The organism is Pseudarthrobacter sp. NS4 (genome assembly GCF_024758005.1).
Taxonomy (GTDB): Bacteria; Actinomycetota; Actinomycetes; order Actinomycetales; family Micrococcaceae; genus Arthrobacter.
This window is the reverse complement of the sequence record NZ_CP103288.1, coordinates 1,426,567-1,441,365: the sequence shown is the minus strand read 5'-3', so window position 1 is coordinate 1,441,365 and position 14,799 is coordinate 1,426,567. Positions and strand designations below refer to the sequence as shown.

Genomic DNA, 14,799 nt, shown 5'->3' with positions numbered 1-14,799 from the left:
GTCAGGCCACTGTCAGTGGCTGGTCGGAAAAGATGTTGCGGATGACTCCGTTGGCCCATTCCAGGATCTCGGCGTCCTGCAGGTCCCGGCCGCCGATCTTCGCCGTTTTCGGCTTGGGAATCAGCACGGCATCGAGTGCCGGCTTGGACTGGGAACCGGGGTACATCCGGTTCAGCCGCATGATTTTCGACTCCGGCAGCTGCGCGGGCGAGAACTTGATGAAGTTGCCCTGCAGCGCCACATCCGAAAGGCCGGCTTCCCGCGCCCCAACCCGGAAGCGGGCAACGTCCACCAGGTTCCGGGCAGGCAACGGCGGCTCGCCGTACCTGTCCACGAGTTCGGCCAGGACTTCGTCAATGGCCTCATTGGTGACCGCCGACGCGAGTTTGCGGTACGCCTCCAGCCGCAGCCGCTCACCCGGCACGTAGTCGTGCGGGAGGTGGGCGTTGACCGGAAGCTCGATCTTCATCTCGGCAGCCTTTTCCTCGGCCTCGCCGCGGAAGTCCGCCACAGCCTCACCAACCAGGCGGATGTACAGGTCGAAGCCCACGCCCTGGATATGGCCGGACTGCTCACCGCCCAGCAGGTTTCCCGCGCCACGGATTTCCAGGTCCTTCATGGCCAGCTGCATGCCCGCGCCGAGCTCGTTGTGGGCAGCCACGGCCTTGAGCCGCTCCAGCGCCACTTCGCCCAGCGGCTTTTCGGAGGGGTACAGGAAGTAGGCATACGCGCGTTCACGGCCACGGCCTACGCGGCCACGGAGCTGGTGAAGCTGGGACAGTCCGTACTTGTCCGCGCCGTCAACGATCAGGGTGTTTGCGTTGGAGATGTCCAGGCCCGTTTCAATGATGGTGGTACAGACCAGCACGTCAAAGCGCCGTTCCCAGAAGTCGACGATAATCTGCTCCAGGCGGCTCTCGGACATCTTGCCGTGGGCCACCTCCACACGGGCTTCCGGGACCAGTTCCCGGATTTTGGCCGCGGTCCGTTCAATGGTGGAAACCCGGTTGTGGACCAGGAACACCTGGCCTTCGCGCATCAGCTCACGCCGGATGGCGGCCGAGGCCTGCTTGTCCGTGTAGGGGCCAACGTAGGTGAGCACGGGATGGCGTTCCTCCGGCGGTGTGGCCAGGGTGGACGTCTCGCGGATACCGGTGAGGGACATCTCCAGCGTGCGGGGAATCGGCGTGGCACTCATGGCCAGCACGTCCACGTTGGTGCGCATCTTCTTGAGCGCTTCCTTGTGCTCCACGCCAAAACGCTGTTCCTCGTCCACGATCACCAGGCCGAGGTCCTTGAACTCGAAATCCTTCGACAGCAGCCTGTGCGTACCGATCACCACGTCCACGGAGCCGTTCTTGACGCCCTCCGCCGTTTCCTTCGCCTCCTTGCCGGCCTGGAAGCGGGACAGCGGCTTGACGCGCAAGGGAAAGCCGGAGAACCGCTCGGTGAAGGTTTCGTAGTGCTGCTGGGCCAGGAGCGTAGTGGGCACCAGCACGGCCACCTGCTTGCCGTCCTGCACCGCCTTGAAGGCGGCCCGTACTGCGATCTCGGTCTTGCCGTAGCCCACGTCACCGGACACGAGGCGGTCCATCGGGATTTCCCGCTCCATGTCCGCCTTGACCTCGTTGATGGTGGTCAGCTGGTCGGGCGTCTCCACATACGGGAAGGCTTCCTCCAGTTCGCGCTGCCACGGCGTGTCCGGACCGAAGGCGTGTCCGCGTGAGGCCATCCGGGCGGAGTACAGCCGGATCAGCTCACCGGCGATTTCCTTGACGGCCTTCCGGGCCTTGGACTTGGTGCTGGCCCAGTCCGCGCCGCCCATCTTGCTCAGGACCGGGGTGTCACCGCCCACGTATCGGGTCACCTGGTCCAGCTGGTCCGTGGGAACAAACAGCCTGTCTCCGGGTGCGCCGCGCTTGGACGGCGCGTATTCCAGGACAAGGTACTCCCGCACGCCGTCGCCTCCGCCGGCCACCTTGCGCTGGATGAGCTCCACAAAACGCCCGATGCCGTGCTGCTCGTGGACCACGTGGTCCCCCGCCACCAGCTGGAGCGGGTCCACGGCGTTCCGCCGCTTGGACGGCATCCGGCGCATGTCCTTGGTGGATCCGGCCGAGGTCCGGCCCAGGAGGTCGGCCTCGGTGAGCAGGCCCAGTTTCAGGCCGTCCAGCACAAAACCCCGTCCGACGGCGGCAGTTGTCACCTCGATGATGCCGGCCTGGGGCTCGTGGTCCAGGCTGTCCACGCGGGCGCAGGGGATGTCCGCGTCGTGGAAGAGTTCGGCCAGGCGCTGGGCCGGGCCCGGGCCCTCCGTGGCCACGACAATCCGCCACTGATCGCGTACGTGGGATCCGATGAAGTCCATCATTTCCGCCACGTCGCCCTGGTAGCCCCGTGGTTCGCGGGCGTGCAGGTTCAGGACATCGATTTCGGGGAGGAGTTCCTCATCCTGGGCGAGCGAGGTGATGGACCACCAGGACACGCCGTGCTCCAGGGAGTCCATGCGGGTTTCCGCCAGGGAACGGAAGCTGGCCGAGTGCAGGGCCGCCGTGGCCTGCGAGCTCAGGTCCAGGGGCGCTGCACCGCCGTCGGACGCCGTGGACCAGGCCGCCTCAAGGAACTCCTCGTTGGTGGCGGCGAGGTCGTGGGCGCGGGTACGGACCTTTTCGGGTTCAATAACCACGGCAATGGAGTCCGCGGGCAACTGGTCCACGAAGGGAACCATGGAGTCCACCAGCACCGGTGCAAGGGATTCCATGCCTTCCACCGCGATGCCGCCGGCAATCTTTTCCAGCATGTCGGCGGCGGCCGGAAGCTGGGGCTTGAGTGTTGCGGCGCGGGACATCACCGACGGTGTGATGAGGATTTCGCGGCAGGGTGGTGCATGCAGTTCCGTCGGGTGATGGACGCCGGGGGCGGACAGCGAGCGCTGGTCTGCGACGGCAAACCAGCGCATCTGGTCCACTTCGTCGCCGAAGAACTCCACCCGGATGGGGTGGTCCTCGGTGGGCGGGAAGACGTCGATGATACCGCCGCGGACAGCGAACTCGCCCCGGTGCGTCACCATGTCAACGCGCGCGTAGGCCGCATCGGAGAGACTGCGCACCACTTCCGTGAAGGGAACGTCCTGTCCCACTTTCAGCGTGACCGGCACCAGGTCGCCCAGCCCGGCCACGATGGGCTGGACCACTGCCCGGACGGGGGCCACTACTACCCGGAGGCGTCCCGCCGTCGAACTTTCCGGGTGGGTCAGCCGGCGCAGGACGGAAAGCCGCCGTCCCACGGTGTCGGACCGCGGTGAAAGGCGCTCGTGCGGGAGGGTCTCCCAGCTGGGGAACTCCGCCACGGCATCGGCCGGCAAATAGGCGCGGAGTGCGGCGGCCAGGTCCTCGGCTTCCCGGCCGGTGGCGGTGACGGCCAGCACCACTCCGGGTTCCGCACCGTCGGAGGAGGCCGTAAGCCCGTCCGCCATTTCGGCGAGCAGTACGGCACGCAGCCCGGCAGGCGCGCTGATCTGGTAATCCTGGCCGCGGACGGAGAATCCCCGGGTGGCCTCGGCGCGGACGCGGGCGAAGGTCTGGTCCGAGGCGAGGGCGCGGCGCAGGCCGTCCAGCGACGGGCCTGCGGTGGATGGGCCGGCGGTGGATGGGCCGGGAAGGCTCATGGCAGAAGCTCCTGTGGTGTTCTTGGATCGCAGGCAGCGCGAAAACCCGAAATTCGCTGCGAATCCCGGGTAACCCCAGCCTACCGCGCACCGGTGACATGGCGTTCCGTCGGGTCCGGAAGCGGGGCCGGTGATATTGGCAGCAGCTAGGCTGGCGGAACCGGCCCACCCACTCGGGGCAGCCGTCCGGAGCGGCTGCCGCTCCGAACTGCTGGGGACGAAAAGGAGACAGCATGAGCGGAAACAAGAGTGTGGAGCCTTTCCCGAAGACGGTCCTGGTCACCGGCGCCACCGGTTACATCGGCGGCCGGCTGGTGCCCAAGCTCCTCGAGGCGGGATACGCCGTTAAGGTGCTGGTGCGTTCCCCGGACAAAGTCGCAGGGGTGCCGTGGCGGGACAGGGTGGAGGTTGTGGAAAGCAGCCTGGACGACGGCGAAGCGCTGCGGAAGGCGCTGGCCGGCGTCGATGTCTTTTATTACCTCGTGCATTCCATGGCCGCCGGTGCAGGTTTCGAGGCGAAGGAGCAGGCTATGGCCCGGACTGCCGCCGGGGCTGCTGCCGATGCGGGCGTGGGCCGGATTGTCTACCTGGGCGGCCTGCACCCGAAGGACGTGCAGCTCTCCACCCATATGCGTTCCCGGGAAGCCGTGGGCCAGGTGTTCCTGGACAGCCCGGTGGACGCCGTTGTCTTCCAGGCCGGCGTGGTGATCGGCTCCGGCTCGGCGTCCTTCGAAATGATCCGCCATCTCTCCGAGACCCTGCCCTTGATGCCGGCACCCAGCTGGGTGCGGAACCGGATCGAGGCGATAGCCGTGCGCGACGTCCTGTACTACCTGGTGTCCGCCGCGTCCCTGGACGGCCGGATCAACCGGACGTTCGACGTCGGCTGCCGCCAGGTGCTCAGCTACGCCGGGATGATGAAGGAGTACGCCGCGGAGGCCGGCCTGCCCTACCGGGTGGTGCTGGCCCTGCCCGTCCCGGCACCAAAACTGGCCGGCATGTGGGTTGCCCTGACCACGCCCATCCCGCTCTCCATGGCGGTACCCCTGGTCCAGTCCCTGCAGCATGATGCAGTCTCCAACGAGCATGACATCGACCGCTTCATTCCGCAGCCGGTCGGCGGCCTGACCCTCTACCGTACCGCCGTCGCCTTGGCGCTGGGCAGGGAACGCGACGGCCAGGTGCAAACAACCTGGGCCAACGCAGGGGTGGCGTCCGATCCCTTGCCCAGCGACCCCGACTGGTCCGGCCACAAGGTGTACATCGACGAACGGACGTTCCATGGCGACGTCGATCCGGCCCATGTATGGACCATCATCGAAGGAATCGGCGGGCGGAACGGCTGGTACTCGCTGCCACTCGCGTGGCAGGTGCGCGGCTGGCTGGACAAGCTGACCGGCGGCGCTGGACTCCTGCGCGGGCGCCGGCACCCCCACACGCTGGCCGCCGGAGAAGTGGTGGACTGGTGGCGGGTGGAACGGATCGACCGCGGTACGCTGCTGCGGCTGCGGGCCGAGATGCGGGCCCCCGGGCGGGCCTGGCTGGAATTGTCCGTGGAACCTGACGGAGCGGGCAGCCGCTACCGGCAACGCGCCATCTTCTTCCCCAAGGGATTGAGTGGCCGGCTGTACTGGCTGGCGGTCCTTCCCTTCCACAGCCTGATCTTCCCCGCCATGGCCCGGAACATCACCAGTGCCGCGCAGAAACTCGTCGATGCGGAGCGCCCGGCCGGGACACCGTAGGATGTTTTGAGCTAAATCCGTTCCCCAACGTCCCAGGAGGACACATGGCCCTGAGCGCAACCACCACCCTTCCGCATTCCGTCGACAGCGTTGCAGCTGTCCTGGTGAACGAGGATTTCCAGCGCCACGTCAGCCAGCTTGTGGGTGGAAGCCTGGAGTCCTTCACTGTTGACGGTGACATCGCCGGGGCTTTCAGCGCCACGTCGGTGCGGACCCTTCCCACCACACGGCTCCCGGAGATCGCCCGTAAGTTCGTGGGCGAGCACCTGAAGGTCACCCAGGTGGAGAGCTGGGACGCGCCCGCCGCGGACGGCTCCCGCCGGAGCAACATCTCCCTCAAGATCGCCGGCGCACCCGTGGACGTCACCGCCGTCCAGCGCCTGGTGGCTGAGGCCAGCGGAACCCGTGTTGAGCTCGAAGGCGAGGTCAAGTCCTCCGTGCCTTTCCTCGGCGGCAAGATCGCCGACGCTGCCGAGCCCATGATTGCCAAGGCACTGAACCTGCAGGCCAAGCAGGCGCAGGCCTGGCTGGAAAGCCACTAGTTCCGTGGAGCTGCCCGTTTTCGCTGCGCTGGTCCTGATCGTGGCCGGCGTCTGGTCCCTGGTGGTCTGGCCGCAGTTCCTGCGCCGGGTGCTGAAGGACCCCCGGGCACGTGATGCTGCCGGCAAAGCCACCAGGTTCCTTACGGTCCATGTGGTGCTTGTCAGTGTCTCGATGGTCCTGGGCGCGGCCACGGCCGTCATCGGCCTGATGGGGCTGTTCGGGTAATCACGCGTTAAACCGAAAGGCCTTCCTCCCGGCGGGAGGAAGGCCTTTCGCCGTCCGTGGGTATGAGCCGTCAGGCGGCCTGGTTCAGCGCGTCCTCCGCGGCAACCCAGGAAATCATGGCGCATTTCACGCGTGCCGCGTACCGGGCAACACCTTCGAAGGCAGCGGCATCCCCGAGCAGGTCCGGATCCGCATGGACTTTGCCGCGCGACCGAAGGACTTCACGGAAGCTGTCGATGACTTCATGCAGCTCCGCCACCGTCATCCCCTCCGCCAGCTCAGTGAGCACAGAAGCCGAGGCCATGGAGATGGAGCAGCCCGCCCCGTCCCAGGAAACCTGGGCAACCTTGCCGTCCTCCACCGCCAGCCGCAGGGTCACCTCATCCCCGCACACAGGATTGAGCTGGTGGGATTGCCCGGTGGAGGCGCCCTCCGGCGCCGCGGTCCCGGCCAGGCCACTGCCGTGGCGGGCCTTGGAATGGTCGAGAATGATCTGCTGGTACAGCTGGTCCAGGCTCATGGTTTACCTTCGATCTTCCGGTTACGCACGGAAATAGGCCCGCACGCCGGATACGGCATCCAGGAACTGGTCCACATCGTCCGTGGTGTTGTAGAGGTAGGCGCTGGCGCGGGTAGTTGCCGTCAGCCCCAGCCGGCGGTGCAGCGGCTGGGCGCAGTGATGGCCCACCCGCACGGCGATTCCCCTGGAGTCCAGGAACTGCCCCACGTCATGGGCATGGACGCCTTCGACGTCGAAGGCGGCAAGGCCGATCCGTTCCTCACCCGCGGCAGGACCCAGGACGCGGATGCCGGGGATCGATTCGAGGCCGGCCACCATCCGTCCGCCGAGTTCCGCTTCCCACCGGTGGATCCGGTCCAGCCCGGTTTCCGTCAGGTAGTTGGCCGCGGCGGCCAGGGCCACGGCCTGGGAGATCCGCTGCGTCCCGGCCTCGAAGCGCTGGGGCGCCGGCAGGTATTCGGCCCTGTCCATGGTGACGGTGGTAATCATGGAACCGCCCGTAAGGAAGGGCGGCAGGACGTCCAGCAATTCCTGCTTGCCGTACAGCACGCCAATGCCGGTGGGGGCGAGCATCTTGTGTCCCGAGAAGACGGCAAAGTCCACATCGAGTTCTTTGACGTCCAGCGGCATATGCGGTGCGGACTGGCATGCATCCAGGACCACCAGGGCACCCGCCGCCCGGCCCAGGGCAACCAGTTCGCGGACCGGGTTGATGGTGCCCAGGACATTGGAGGCATGCGTGAACGCGAGTACCTTGGTCCGGCTGCCGATGATATCCCTGGCCTGGTCCATCTGGAGGCTTCCGGCCTCATCGATGGGAATGTAGCGGAGGGTGGCGCCGGTGCGGAATGCCAGTTCCTGCCAGGGTATGAGGTTCGCGTGGTGCTCCATTTCGGTCACCACAATCTCGTCGCCGGGCCGCAAGGCGAGATCGGCCAGCCTGGCGTCGCCCCGGCCCTGGGCAGCCCAAAGTCCCGCATTGGACAGCGAGTAGGAGAGGAGGTTGAGTCCTTCAGTGGCGTTGGAGGTCCAGATGGTCTCCGAGTAGCCAGCACCAACAAAGTCCGACACCGTTTGACGTGCGTCCTCGAACGCCTCCGTGGCCTCGACCGCCAGGTGGTGGGCGCCGCGGTGGACGGCTGCATTCCGCTGCTCATAGAATTCCTGCTCGGCTTCAATAACGCTCGAGGGGTTCTGCGAGGTGGCTCCGGAATCCAGGTAAACCAGTGGGCGGCCGTTGATGAGCTGATCCAGGACCGGAAAATCATTGCGGATGCGCAGGACCTCGGCGTTATCCATGACCGGGAGGGCCTGCTCCAGTGTGGCTGGCGTTGTTACTACGGCCAAAACAATCTCCTTGAGATGCCAACGGATGACACTCAATTGTCCCACAGCACGGCTGTGGCGGCCGCCCGAAGGGGCAGCCGCCACAGTCGCTCCGGGCTTCAGCCCGCGGAGTGGAGGGCCGGCGACGGCTGGGGGGAGAGTCTCGGTCTCAGAAGACTCTGACGTCGCCGGCCCCGTCTCGGCCCGGCCCCGTGGGACCGGAAGTTGATAGAGGCCTTGATGTCCTGCCGGCAACGTCTGCAGCTTCCTGTCTGCCGCTCCTTTGCCTCTTTAAGTAAAGACCGGGGCGCCCTCCGGTACACGAGTAGGGTGTACTCGATTTCTACGGCCGGGCACTACCTAGGAGCCCTGGAAGACGCCTAGGAGCCCTGGAAGACGCGTAGGAGCCTTGGAAGACGCGGGCATCAGCCCGCAGCCACACGGGCATGGCAAGAAGGACACTGTCAAGGCGCTTGATCTGCCCTCGCCTGCTCATGCCGATGCACGGCGCCTGACGTATCCATCCCTTGATGGGCGCCCCGCGGCCGGCATTGTTTGCCGCGGGCGGCCTGCTACTTGGGGAGCGCGGACTCCAGCTCGTCCCTGCTGCGCACACCGAGCTTCACGTAGGTCCTGTACAGATGCCCCTCAACGGTACGGACGGAAACCATCAGCCGCTGGGCTATTTCCCGGTCAGTGAGGCCCTGCACTGCCAACTCGACAATGTCCTGCTCCCGCCGGGTGAGGTGGACGGCGGGAGCTGCGGCGATAAACCGGCCTTCCCGGAACCGTTCGCCCAGTTCGTGGTCGCATCTTTCGCGCTGCGCCACGGCCTGCCTGGAGCGTCTGCGCTCCCCCGTCTGCTCCAGCACCGCGCTGGCGCGGGCATAGGCCTCCCGGGCAAGGTTGACGAAGCCGGCCCCTTCCAGGGATGCCGCCGCTTCCATCAGAGAATCCCCGCCGGCGGCTTCCCAACTGGTGGCCAGGGTCAGCATTGCGTCCGCCCAGCGTCCCTCCACGCCGCTGGCGGCCTCCTGCACCATGGGAACCACCGAAGGGTCCCCCAAGTCCCAGCAAAGAGCCAGGAGTTCGAGCCGGTGACCGGCCCTTCCCGAGGCTTCAGCAGCTGTCAGCATCGTATGCAGCGAGGCGACGCCCTTGCCGTCGCGCGACAAGTATTCGGCGGCCGCGGCGGCGTAGGCACCGGCAAGGAAATCATGCGCCGGCCCTCCGGCGACGGCGTCCTTGTGGTCCTGTTCCAGGCGCTTCGCCTGCGCGGCGTCTCCCAGCCTTGCGGCAACGTAGAAGCCCAGTGAGGAACCAAACCGGAACAACTGGAGCGGATCGTTAAGCCTCAGTGCTTCCACCGCCGGCAGCAGCATCTGGTAGGCGCGCTCCATCCGGCCTTGCCTCAGCAGCGAATAACCCCGGAGCATCTGCAGGCTTCCACCGAAGGTTGCCGCACCCGCGGCGTGCCCGGCGGCGTAGCTGTTGAGCTCCCGCTCCGCTGATTCCCATTCGCCCATTGCCAAATAGCTGATGACGAGCCGGCCGAGCACGAACTCCGGGAAGAAAAACAGGCTGTCTTCCAGCGGCGGCAGTTCGGAAGCCGCCAGGAGCGCGGCGTCGAGTCCCTCGGCGGGGCGCCCCGCCGCTGTTAGTGCGTGGGCCAGCAGGGCTTCCGCCAGGGCAGTGATGGGCTCGTCTTTCGCTTCCGTGGAGGAGCGGTTCCTGATGGTGTCCACTTCTGCCGCAAGCGCCCGGTAATCCACATCTGCGCCTGACCGAAGCAGCTGGAGGATCTCCTCCTGCCAGGCCAGGGACCCGTCTGCAGCCCGGCCGGCGTGGTCCTTGACGTCCTCCGCCACCGCTGCCAATTGATGTCCGGCCGCCTGATGCGCCGACACCCGCAGGAGGAGGACTGCCGGGCCCTGGGGATCATCGGCAAGCTGAAGCCAGCAGCTGTCGAGCAGGGCAGCAGCCTCAGGATAAGCGCCTACGTTATACAGGGCCCGTGCCTGGATGGCACGGGCCAGGGGTGCCATCCCGCTGTCCTGTACCCTGGCTGCGATAGTCCTGGCGCTGTCATTGCGGAACAGCGCGAGCGCCTGTTGCGCGGCCTCAAGCAGATCTGCGTCGGATACCCGGACGCCACACTCCAGTGACCACTCCACGAAACGAAGCCGGCCTTCGCCGCGGAGCACAGTTCCGTCCTGGTGTGCACGGATTTTTTCCTGCAGCTGAAGGCTGCGCGATACGGATATAGAGTTCCTTATCGCATTGGAGAAAAGGCGGTTCCACAGGAGGAGTTCGGACGGGATGCCGACGGATTCAACCACCATCTGCTGGTCCAGAAGGGACCGGACCACCGGGGCCCCACAGATGTCCTCTATGACCTTCCGGCCCACTGGCCCCGCCAGGGCAATGAGCTTCAAAGCTTCCTGTTCTTCGGGCCGCCGCCGGAGGTAGTCCTTGGCCACTACTGCCGCGAGCCGGGCACCATCTGCCGGTAAGGAGCCCAGCAGGATCCAGATCCCGTTGCTCTTGGACAGGATGCCGGCTTCAGCGGCGTCATGCAGCAGCGCGTCCAGGATGCGGGGATTGCCGCCGGACGCGCTCCAGGCTGCATCAACAGTGGCGTCAGGAACGGTCCCGTCCAGGATATGGGCCAGGACTTCTTCGATCTGTTCCCGGTTTAGCGGCCGCAGGTCCACGCGTTCGGCAAGGCCGTCGTACCAGAGCTGGTCCAGGGGTTGCGGCAGTCCGGGCCGGGGCCGGGCGGCAGCCACCACGGTTGCCCAGCCAGCAGAAATCAAGTCCGCTATCACGCCCGCGGAGGCCTCATCCAGATAGTGGGCATCATCCACCAGCAGGAGCACCTGGCTGCTGCTGCTTCCTTCCCTGAGCGTCTCAAAATACGTCCACATGGAACGCAGCACCGCTACGGGCGAGACTGATTCCTCGGCTGTCAGGTCTCCCGTATAGGGGGTAAGGACTCCAAATGGCACGGCAGCGAGGGCGGAACTGCCATGGATCTGCAGGATATTCAGTTCGCCGGTGAGCCGCTCGGCAAGGGCCTCCGTCAAGGAGGACTTGCCGATCCCGGCTCCGGCCATGACGAAAACAGCCTGGCTTGTACGGTTCCGGACAATGTTGCAGATCCGGTCCAGCGGTTCGCGGCGTCCGGTGAGCCGGTGCGCCGGTGCGGGCTTGTGTCCATTAGACGAGTCCAGTCAAATCACCCCTGGAAGTTACGCCGAGCTTGGTGAACACCTGGTACAGGTGGCCTTCCACAGTCCGGACTGACACGCCCATTTCCAGAGCGATGTCACGGTTTGATGCACCTCGCCCTGCAAGACGCGCAATCTGGCGCTCCCTGCTGGTAAGCAGTGGGCTGCCACTGCTGGGCACGATGGGAAGGTTGGCTACGGTGGCGGCCAGTATGTCAAGACGGGCCTGGGCCGTCCGGGCGGACAGTGAATCGCCGTCCTGCCGGGCAAAGTCCACTGCCAAGGCCATGCATCTGGCCTCCACGGCGTCCAGTTCCAGCGTGGCGGCCAGTTCCCCGCCGGCAAGGAGGGTCTTTGCGTCCTTGGTCCGGCTGCCCAGGGCAATGAACCGGGAGACCTCTGCCAGGGGTCCCTGCCGGTGGGCGGCTATCTCCTCCAGCAGCCGGAAGTCAGCGTCGCCTCCGTTAACCGTGGCCGCAAGCAGTTCGATGCCCGCGATCGTGTACCGTCCCGCCTCCATGTTCCGGCGGGCCGACTGCTTCAGGCGGCTGACGGCGTCAGCGTCGCCAAGCCAGCGTCCCGCCACGAGGGCACAGAAACTGATGAGGCTGTCGGTGGCGAAACCGGACGTGCCGGGCACCGTTTGCAGCTTGCCCAGGTATTTGCGGGCCTGGGCAGCGTTACCGGTCTGTGCATGCGCCAGGGCTATGGACGCATAGGCGAACCGGAGTGCAGTCTGCACGGGTTGCAGTTCCAGCTGCGCCGCGGCGGACATCAGCGGATCCAGGGCTGCACCGCCCCGGCCGGAATAGACATAGGCTATACCGGCCGCCAGCTCGGTTGCGGCACTCCCGTACGGCAAGCGGTATGGTTCCTCGACGCTTTGTGGCCCCAGAAGATCGATGCATCGCCGCCACTGCCCGGCGATCAACAGCACCAGGTAGGCCTCCCTGGTGTACCGCTCGCGCAGGCCCACCACGTGGGAGGCATCGCTGATCTGGCCGCCCAGTTGCCGCATCAAGCTCAGCGCATCCATTTCCCGGCCCGTCAGGGCCAGTGCAGTCATCAAAATGATGGCCGAATGCATCCGGTATCCTGCGTCAGGGTTCCTGGCCGGATCCGACGCTGCCTCCAGGGCGGGAATCAAGGCGGCATAGTCCCCCACAAATGCCCGGTATTCAAACCCGCTCAGGGAGACCAGGTTCGCGGCCACAGCAGCCGGCTCGGGCCACGACGCACTCCTCCCGGCGGGCGCCACCCTGTTCCGGGCCTCCTCCAGGAGGCTGGGCACTTCGCTTGCCCGCTCGGGCAACCACATCATGACCCGCGCTTTCGCGGCGACGACGTGGGCGTACTCTTTCAGGTCCAAAGCCTCGAGTTCCGGCCTGGAGATCCCGTCAAGGGCCGCAAGTGCCTGAGCCGGCATGTCCAGCTGAAGGTACGCGGCAGCTTTCTGGCGCTGGGCGGGCACCCACTGCTGGTCCGTCCTTTGCAGCATCTCCGCGTAGCTCAGGGCAAACCGGGGATCAAACAGCTGGACTGCGGCTTCCGCAGCCGCGAGAGCCAGGGCGGGGCTGAGCTCGGCCTCGCATTCGTGCGTCCAGGCGGCGAAGGCCATCAGCTCTTCAACCGTCATGCCGGCCGGATTGGGTTCCTCCCCCGCCAGCAGCACGCCACGCAGTTCCCGCCGCCGGGCGATGCTCAGCCACGTCCGCACGACATCGCCGATGTACTTCTCGCGCAATGACACCCAGCGGTGATCGGAGTCGTCAACCTCCAGCAGGCCGCCGTCTTCCATGTCCGCCACCACGTTGGCACCATAGATTGTGGTCAGCCGGGACAGCTCCACGCGGCGCGCACACGACAGCATTTCGATGACTTCCCGGGTTTCCGGCGATTCCCGCGACCAGCGGGACCGGACAATGTCATCAAGGCTGGCAGCGCCATCGAGCACCACCTTGTCACGCAGCGTCCACACGGAGTCTGACAGGACGAGGTTTCCGGACAGTTGCTGTTCGGTGACCAGTGCCTTGAGCAGCAACGGATTACCGCCCACCATGCGGTGGTAAGTATTGACCAGGGAGGCCGAAACCCGGTGGCCCAGCAGTGAAAGCAGGACCTGGCGGGTCTGTAGCTCGTTGAGGTTGCTTAGCCGTACCTCGGTCAGGCGCCGCTCCGTGATCAGCCAATGGAAATCGGCCGGCAGGTCACTGATATTCGGCGCTACCGCAACGATCTTTGCCGTTCCGGTCAGGAGTACGTTCAAAAGCACTCCGGCGCTCATGTCATCAATGCTGCCGGTCGTGTCAAGGGTAATGACGCAGGGCCTGCCTGCGGCGTCGCTGCGGATCAGCGACGTGATGCCGCGGAGGATGGCCGTGGGCGACCCCATGTAAGCCTGCGGAAGCCGGGCCAGCAGGAAGGAGAGGCAGCCGTAGGGTGTGGTGGATCCGCTGGGCCCGCTGCGGAGCTGCAGGGACCAAAAGTCCGGCCCCAGGTCTGCGACTCCGGCACGGGCCAGGGAAGATTTTCCTACCCCGCGGCCGCCGGTAATGACGACGCCCAAAGAGTTTTCACTGGTGAGCGCCGTTCCGACAGCCTCCAGATTGGCGCTCCGGGCGGGCGCCGACCATTGCTGCCCGGGCACTCCGGAGTTATGCGTGCGTAGCCCACCGTCGTGGGGTGCTGACCCACGTCCCCAGCTGAGTGGCTCGATTGACATGAACTTTTCCCCTACATCCCGCGATAGCGGGATGTAGCCCCATTGCTCCCCCGCATAGGTAGAAGACTACCCCGGGGCAGAGACAAGGAAACAGGCCCAAAGGCCTTTAAGTTTCCGTGTTGCTAACGCTCGGACTTCGCGGGGTGGAACTTCTGCTGTGCCGCGGTCAGGCCACTACACACCAGGGTTTCAACTGCATCGGCTGCTTCGTCCAACAGGAAGGGCAGCTCCTTTAGCTCGGCGGTGCCGAAGTCCCGCAGCACATAGTCGGCGGTCTCCATCCTTCCGGGAGGGCGGCCCACCCCTACGCGGACCCGAAGGTACTCCTTCGTCGCAAGTGCTTTGGAGATGTCCCGCAGCCCGTTATGGCCGCCTTCCCCGCCGCCGATCTTGAGCTTCACCGTGTTGAACGGGATATCGATTTCGTCGTGGACGGCCACCACGTGATCGGGCGTGATTCCGTAGAAACTGGCCAGCGCCGAGACCGGCCCGCCCGAGACGTTCATGTACGTCATTGGTTTTGCCAGCACCACGCGGGGCCCGCCAATCCCGAGCCGCCCTTCCACAACCTGGGCGCCTGCCTTGTGGGTCTTGAATCTGGCCCCGATACGGCCTGCGAGTTCATCAACCACCATCTGGCCGACATTGTGCCTGTTGCCTTGGTACTGGACTCCGGGGTTTCCGAGGCCGACGATCAGCCAGGTGTCAGTCATGGGTCAATCCTAAGGTGGGCGGTTTCGGGATGCGCCGCCGCCGAAAGGCGGTGGACATGGCAGTGGCCGGATCCCTGGGGGATCCGGCCACTGCCAGAATGTACCGGCTGA

9 protein-coding genes are annotated in these 14,799 nt (G+C 65.9%); 3 read left to right on the top strand and 6 right to left on the bottom strand.

Annotated features, from left to right (window positions below):
* Position 1: 1 nt before the first annotated feature.
* A complete protein-coding gene (mfd, locus tag NXY83_RS06735; protein WP_258805310.1) occupies positions 2-3,667 on the bottom strand; it encodes a transcription-repair coupling factor in 3,666 nt (1,221 codons plus the stop codon).
* A gap of 233 nt (positions 3,668-3,900) precedes the next feature.
* Here mfd and NXY83_RS06730 point away from each other — a divergent pair, with 233 nt between their 5' ends.
* Genes NXY83_RS06730 through NXY83_RS06720 form a run of 3 tightly spaced genes read left to right on the top strand, consistent with a single transcriptional unit; the run spans position 3,901 to position 6,177 of the window.
* Complete coding sequence (locus NXY83_RS06730) at positions 3,901-5,409, top strand: SDR family oxidoreductase (RefSeq protein WP_258805309.1); 1,509 nt, start codon at positions 3,901-3,903, stop codon at positions 5,407-5,409.
* 44 nt (positions 5,410-5,453) lie between these two features.
* A complete protein-coding gene (locus NXY83_RS06725) occupies positions 5,454-5,951 on the top strand; it encodes a DUF2505 domain-containing protein (protein WP_258805308.1) in 498 nt (165 codons plus the stop codon).
* Positions 5,952-5,955: 4 nt separating this feature from the next.
* Complete coding sequence (locus NXY83_RS06720) at positions 5,956-6,177, top strand: SCO4848 family membrane protein (RefSeq protein ID WP_258805307.1); 222 nt, start codon at positions 5,956-5,958, stop codon at positions 6,175-6,177.
* A 70-nt stretch (positions 6,178-6,247) separates the two neighbouring features.
* Here the strand turns inward: NXY83_RS06720 and sufU are convergent, their stop codons facing one another.
* The 5 genes from sufU to pth all read right to left on the bottom strand — a co-directional run bounded on the left by sufU (position 6,248) and on the right by pth (position 14,688).
* Positions 6,248-6,697 carry a Fe-S cluster assembly sulfur transfer protein SufU gene (gene sufU / locus NXY83_RS06715; RefSeq protein ID WP_258805306.1) on the bottom strand — a complete coding sequence of 150 codons (450 nt, stop codon included), beginning with the start codon at positions 6,695-6,697 and terminating at the stop codon, positions 6,248-6,250.
* A 21-nt stretch (positions 6,698-6,718) separates the two neighbouring features.
* Complete coding sequence (locus NXY83_RS06710) at positions 6,719-8,044, bottom strand: SufS family cysteine desulfurase (protein ID WP_258805305.1); 1,326 nt, start codon at positions 8,042-8,044, stop codon at positions 6,719-6,721.
* A gap of 551 nt (positions 8,045-8,595) precedes the next feature.
* Positions 8,596-11,175 carry a LuxR C-terminal-related transcriptional regulator gene (locus NXY83_RS06705; protein WP_397427596.1) on the bottom strand — a complete coding sequence of 860 codons (2,580 nt, stop codon included), beginning with the start codon at positions 11,173-11,175 and terminating at the stop codon, positions 8,596-8,598.
* Between the two features lie 67 nt (positions 11,176-11,242).
* The gene (locus NXY83_RS06700) at positions 11,243-13,975 is read right to left on the bottom strand and encodes a LuxR C-terminal-related transcriptional regulator (RefSeq protein WP_258805303.1); all 2,733 of its coding nucleotides are present in this window, start codon (positions 13,973-13,975) and stop codon (positions 11,243-11,245) included.
* Positions 13,976-14,097: 122 nt separating this feature from the next.
* Positions 14,098-14,688, bottom strand: coding sequence for an aminoacyl-tRNA hydrolase (gene pth / locus NXY83_RS06695; RefSeq protein ID WP_258805302.1), 591 nt, complete (start codon positions 14,686-14,688; stop codon positions 14,098-14,100).
* Between the last annotated feature and the right edge of the window lie 111 nt (positions 14,689-14,799).